Annotated in this window: 7 protein-coding genes; 3 read left to right on the top strand and 4 right to left on the bottom strand. The window is 68.3% G+C overall.

From position 1 onward, the window contains the following. Positions 1–139: 139 nt before the first annotated feature. On the top strand, positions 140–538 hold the full coding sequence (locus G6021_RS01105; protein ID WP_182640491.1) for an OB-fold nucleic acid binding domain-containing protein: 399 nt from the start codon (positions 140–142) through the stop codon (positions 536–538). Continuing rightward, on the top strand, positions 535–1,251 hold the full coding sequence (locus G6021_RS01100; RefSeq protein WP_304816413.1) for a DUF3159 domain-containing protein: 717 nt from the start codon (positions 535–537) through the stop codon (positions 1,249–1,251). The genes G6021_RS01105 and G6021_RS01100 overlap by 4 nt, the downstream gene beginning before the upstream one ends. A gap of 115 nt (positions 1,252–1,366) precedes the next feature. Here the strand turns inward: G6021_RS01100 and G6021_RS01095 are convergent, their stop codons facing one another. The 3 genes from G6021_RS01095 to G6021_RS01085 all read right to left on the bottom strand — a co-directional run bounded on the left by G6021_RS01095 (position 1,367) and on the right by G6021_RS01085 (position 3,577). Next, entirely contained in the window at positions 1,367–2,284 is a 918-nt protein-coding gene (locus G6021_RS01095; protein WP_179525223.1) for a hypothetical protein, read from the bottom strand. 175 nt (positions 2,285–2,459) lie between these two features. Then, on the bottom strand, positions 2,460–2,984 hold the full coding sequence (locus G6021_RS01090; protein ID WP_179525224.1) for a carboxymuconolactone decarboxylase family protein: 525 nt from the start codon (positions 2,982–2,984) through the stop codon (positions 2,460–2,462). Then, entirely contained in the window at positions 2,981–3,577 is a 597-nt protein-coding gene (locus G6021_RS01085; RefSeq protein ID WP_179525225.1) for a peroxiredoxin, read from the bottom strand. The genes G6021_RS01090 and G6021_RS01085 overlap by 4 nt, the downstream gene beginning before the upstream one ends. A gap of 154 nt (positions 3,578–3,731) precedes the next feature. Here G6021_RS01085 and G6021_RS01080 point away from each other — a divergent pair, with 154 nt between their 5' ends. Then, positions 3,732–4,667, top strand: a complete 936-nt coding sequence (locus tag G6021_RS01080) for a hydrogen peroxide-inducible genes activator (RefSeq protein WP_179525226.1) — start codon at positions 3,732–3,734, stop codon at positions 4,665–4,667. On the opposite strand, the gene G6021_RS01075 is transcribed toward G6021_RS01080, so the two are convergent. Then, positions 4,624–5,607, bottom strand: a complete 984-nt coding sequence (locus G6021_RS01075; protein ID WP_347238892.1) for a hypothetical protein — start codon at positions 5,605–5,607, stop codon at positions 4,624–4,626. The two genes, G6021_RS01080 and G6021_RS01075, sit on opposite strands and share 44 nt — an antisense overlap. Positions 5,608–5,676: the final 69 nt, after the last annotated feature.

The following is a 5,676-nucleotide window of genomic DNA, read 5'->3' as shown; positions in this document are numbered from 1 at the left end:
CGGCCCCGGCCCCGAGCCCGACCCCCACCCGGGAACAGCCTCGGCAGCCGGAGTCCCGGCCCCGCAGGGACGGCAGCGCCATGGACCGGCTCCGCTCCACCGACGATCTCTGACCGACCGACGCGCTGAGAGGGGAGCCATGCCCGTCACCCGGATGTTCCGTGGTCTCTCGGCTCGGCTGACCGCGCCGCTCGAATCGCTCGACGCGGTGGACCTGGCCGGTGCGGTTCAGGGCATCGGCTGCTCGCCCGTCGAGGACGCCCGGAGAGGGCAGATGGTCACCCTGGCCGGGCGCGTGCGCACAGTCCTGTCCGGAAGGGGAGAGCGGTTCCTCGGGGTGACCGCCGAGGTGTACGACGGTACGGGTGCGGTGGACGTGTGCTGGCTGGGACGTGGTTCGATCCCGGGTATCGACACCGGCCGCTTCGTCAAGGTGACCGGGCGTATCGGCGTCCGGTCCGGCCAGAAGATCATGTTCAATCCACGTTACGAATTGCTCAGTGGGCAACCGGGCGCTACACGCGGAGGAGAAGTGTGACCGAGTCTGAGCGGGCCGGCGAGCAGTCCACCGGAGAAGTGCCCCCGGAGAGCGCGGGAGGTAAGCGGAAGTCCGCGTTCGGTGACCCGGACGCCTCGCTGCTCGAGCAGATGGGTGGCGTCCGCGGCCTGGTCTACTCGTCGATCCCCATCCTGACCTTCGTCCCCGTCAACGGCTTCTGGGGACTGACGGTGGCGATCTGGGCGGCGCTCGGGGTGGCGGTCGCCATGCTGGCGTGGTCACTGGTCCGACGGGAGAACCCCCAGCCGGCGATCTCCGGCTTCTTCGGGGTCGCGATCGGTGTCCTGATCGCCTGGCGCACCGGAAGCGCGAAGGGATACTTCCTCTACGGGATCATCACGCAGGCGGTGTACGGCGGGGTGTTCGCCCTGTCCGCGCTCGCGCGGTGGCCACTCGTCGGGGTGATCTGGGGCCTGCTCGACGGAAAAGGGATGTCCTGGCGCCGTCACCCGAAAGCGCGTCGGTGGTACGCCGTCGCCACGTGGATCTGGGCAGGGCTCTTCGCGATACGCGCAGTGCTGCAGTACGCGCTCTACCTGAACGACGAGGTCAACTGGCTCGGGGCCGCCCGCATCGCGATGGGCTGGCCGCTCGCGCTGCTGGCGTTCGCGGCGACGATCTGGGCGGTGCGGCGCGCGATGGTCTACGAGAGGGAGCCCGCGGAGGCCCGGGAACCCACCACGCACGACTGACACGCACGACCGATACGGCATCACCTCGGATGGACGACGGCCCCCGGCGAGTTCGCCGGGGGCCGTCGTCTGCCCAGCTCGTGTCCGTCAGCCGCGAGCGCGAGTGACGCGGTGGTCAGACCGTGCTCGTCGCCATCCGCGAGAACTCGCTCGGGCCCGTGATGGTGCGGTAGGCGAACACCGAGGCCAGGGTGGCCACGGGGATCGCGATGAGGAGCCCGACGAACAGGGCGAGGAAACCTGCCACGACGACGAGGATGTTGAGCACCGCGAGAGCGAACAGGTTTCCCGCGTCGGACTTGATCGCGTTGACGCTGGACTTCATGGCGTCGATCGCGGTCATGTTGCGGTCCACGACGAAGTGGAGGGTCCAGTACAGGAAGAACGCGATCACGATGCCGGGGATGATGAGGAGGATCAACCCGATGGACGTCGCGATCGCCACGAGGATCGCGGCGATGACGAACGCCCCGAAGTTCTGCAACTTGAAGAAGTCGCCGATCTCCGGCTTGTGCCCGTCCACCTCGAGGAGGGCTCCCCGGATGATGAAAGCCTGGAACAGGAAGCTCACGGCGATCGCCAGTATCGAGCCCAGGAACGCCACCGACGCCGACTGAGAGTTGGATATCGAACTCGCGAGCCCGTTGGCGAGGAACATCGCCAACGTGACCAGAACCCACGGCAGCGGGTTGTTCTTGAACATCTGCCAGCCGGCGCCGATGGCGTCGGTGGCGGACACCCTGCCCGTCATCACCGGCCCGCCCCCCTGGCCGGACTGGGGGTACCCCGCCCCGTAACCGTGGTCACCGTACGGCTGCTGGCCGAAGCCCTGCCCTCCGGATCCCTGCTGGCCATAAGCCTGTTGGCCGTAGCCCTCCTGGCCGTAGCCCTGTCCGGGATAGGGCTCCTGGCCGTATCCCTGTGCGTCCCCCTGTCCGCCGTACTGCTGTCCACCCCAGTTCTGTTGGGCGGCGCCGGTGCCGGTCGGATCGTTCGGGTTCCCGTCTCCTGACGGGGTACCTCCGGTGGTCATGGCATCTCCAGATCTCTTCGCGTCGGTGTGAAAGATTCTTCCACCTGCCTGGCTCCGAACCTAGTCCTGTCCGGGCGTTTTGGGGAGTGCCAACTCGACGGTCGGGGCGGGGAAATGCGTGGAGCCCCGTCGACGATGTCGACGGGGCTCCGGGTCCGATGACCGGACGAGGGTGTCAGATGTTGGCGTGGATCTCGACAGCCTGTGCGACGCCGGCCACGGTGCCGGCGATCTTGACCGCCTCCCAGGCCTGCTCCTTGGTGATGCCCTCCTTGCGGATGACGTCGTCGTGCGCGGCGGTGCAGTTCTCGCAGCCGTTGATCGTCGAGACGGCCATGGACCAGAGCTCGAAGTCGGCCTTCTCCACACCCGGGTTCGCGATGATGTTCATCCGGAGGCCCATGCGGACCTGGGCGTAGTCGTCTCCCAGGAACTCCTTGGCGCGGTAGGCCACGTTGTTCATGGCCATGATGGATGCAGCACCGAGGGCGGCGTTGAACGCCTCGTCGGACAGGTGCTCGCGCGCCTCGTCGGCGATCTCGGACAGCACGGTCTCGGACCGGGTCGCCGCGGCGGTGGCCAGGAAGGTCCCCCACAGCTGCTGCGGCGACAGCTCCGTCGAGCGCGCCAGGGAGCCGAGGTTCAGTTTGAGATCCTTCGCGAACTCAGGGAGCCCGGACTTCAGGTTCTCGATGGTCACTTGATGCCCTCCTGCAGCATGTCCATCTTGTTGATGTTCTTCGTCGGGTCGTTCTTCTGCCAGTTGCAGGCGCAGACCTCGGACGACTGGAGGGCGTCGAGGACACGGAGGACCTCGTCCACGTTGCGGCCGACGGCGTCAGGCGTCACCGAGACGAACTGGATGACGTTGTCCGGGTCGACGATGAAGGTCGCGCGGTCGGCGACCCCGTCCGCGTTCTCGACACCGAGCGCGCGGATCAGCTCGTGCTTGATGTCCGACAGGAGCGGGAACGGGACACCCTTGAGCTCGTCGTTGGTCGCGCGCCAGTTGAAGTGCGCGAACTCGTTGTCGATCGAGCCACCGAGGACCTGCGTGTCGCGGTCCTGGAAGTCCTCGTCGAGCTTGCCGAACGCGGCGATCTCGGTGGGGCAGACGAAGGTGAAGTCCTTCGGGTAGAAGAAGATCACCCGCCACTTGCCGGCGTACGACTGGTTGGTGATCGTCTCGAAGTAGTCCTCGGGCTGCTGGGCGTTGACCTGCTGGAGGTCGCCGCCCTTGAGTGCGGTGAGCTCGAAGTCGGGGAACTGATCGCCGATGGTGAGAAGTGCCATGTGATCCTCCTGGGTTATGGGCCGTTCTTGAACGGGCAGGGGAGACTATGCCCGACGCGCAGTGAGAGGTAAAGCCTAATGAGGTGAAGATCACCCATAGGGGAGGGTGAATAATCATCGACGTGGGGCTATTGATCGTCCTACACTCATCGACATGGCCAATCAGCGGTTCGTTCCGAGCGTGACCCAGCTCAGGGTGTTCCTCGCTGTCGCGGAGCGTCTCCACTTCCGCAGTGCCGCTGAGGAGCTGGGAATGAGCCAGCCGTCGCTCTCCCAGGCCCTGGCGACTCTGGAGGAGGGACTCCGGGTTCACCTGGTCGAACGGAGTACCAGGACGGTGCTCGTCACACCGGTCGGGCACCAGCTCCTCCCGTTCGCACGGGCCGCGGTGGGCGCGATGGACGCGGTGGCCGACATCGCCGCCGGTAGCGGGGGGCCGCTGTCGGGCGACGTCCGCATCGGTGTGATCCCCACGGCGGCGCCCTACCTGCTGCCGGGTCTGCTGCCCGCCCTGACCGAGCGTTTCCCGGATCTGCGGCCACGGATCGTCGAGGATCAGACCGCCAGACTGCTCGAGCAGTTGCGCTCGGGGGCGATCGACGTCGCGATCATGGCCCTTCCCACCGATGCCGCGGGTGCCATCGGTATGCCCCTGTACACCGAACCGTTCGCTCTCCTCGTCCCGGCCGACCACCCGCTCGCCGGGCAGGAGGGCCTCTCCCTCGAGGCCCTCGTGGATCTCCCACTGCTGATGCTCGACGAGGGGCACTGCCTCCGTGACCAGACCGTCGACCTGTGCCGGCGGGTCTCGGCTCCGATCCTGGGTCGTGGTGGGTCGCGGGCGGCGTCCCTGACCACCGCGGTGAGGTGCGTCGCCGGGGGGCTGGGGGTGATGATCGTGCCGGAGTCGGCCGTGGTGTCCGAGAGCCGCGACCCCGGCATCGGGGTCGCGAGGTTCGTCGAGCCCGCACCGGGCCGGACGATGGGTCTGGTGCTCCGCACGGCCACGGCCGGTGACGACGCCTACGCCGAGCTCGGGAGCGTCATCACCGAGGTGGCCCAGCGGCTGTTCGGAGCGGTTGCCGCCTGACCGGCGGTCGTCCGGCGCCGGCCGGGCAGGTGGGGTTCGTCGCCTCCAGGACCCGCGCCGCCTCCAGGTACCGGGCGCGGAGCGTCTGAGTCCGCGCGACCCATCCGCGCTGGTGGGCGACGAAGACCGCTCGTCCCTCGGGGGACTCCACCGGGATCGGGTCGAGTCCCCAGGCGGACAGGTCATAGGGAGAGGACCGCATGTCGACCTCGCGGGCGTCGAAGGCCGCGGCCAACGTGTCCACCAGGAGCTCGCCGGGGGCGCCGGCCTCCATGTCCGCCACGTACGAGTAGAGATCCATACCGGCGTGCAGGCAGGCCGGTTGCTCGTTGCGGACCTGTTCGGCGCGGGTGAGGACGTCCTTGTTGAGGGGGACGGCGGCCTCGGTGAAGAACCGGAGTGCGTCGAAGTGGGTGCACCGCAGCCGGGATCCGTCGACGACGTCGTCGATCAGTGGCTGGGATACCCGGAGGGGCACCCGGGGATGACGAACGGCATCGTCGCCTCCCCGGTAGAGCATGGCCCACTCGTGAAGGCCGAAACAACCCAGTGCGCCCGGCCTGGACGCGGTGGCCTCGACGATCTCGCGTGCGCGGGTCAGGCGGGGGCCGCATCGGGACAGGACGGACGTGGGATCCACGATCAGTCCGGACCGACCGTGCAGGGAGGTCCGCTCGTAGTGGCGCCACTGCGCCCGTTCGGTCAGGTGGGCGTTCTCCAGGATGATCCCCGGGCCGGGATGCCAGCGTCGGACGGTGGCGACGCTCGTCCGGTAGTAGGTGAACAGGAAGTCCGCGACCGGGTGCGGCTCGCCTCGTCGTCGACGCTCGAGGTGGTCGGTGGTCAGCGAGTCGACGGCCTCGGTGTGCCGGCGCTCCAGCGCCCGCCAGAGGCGCTCGGGCACCAGAACCGGGTCGGCGGCGTGGCGCCGCGGGCTCACGACCGTCGCTTCTTCTTGGGGCGGTGCACCCGGGACTGGGCGGGCCGTCGGGATCGCGCCGGGGGAGCG

Origin of the sequence: Dietzia sp. CW19, assembly GCF_014145265.1 — a bacterium.
In the GTDB taxonomy this organism is placed as follows: Bacteria; Actinomycetota; Actinomycetes; order Mycobacteriales; family Mycobacteriaceae; genus Dietzia; species Dietzia natronolimnaea.
This window is presented reverse-complemented; position numbering and strand designations above follow the sequence as displayed.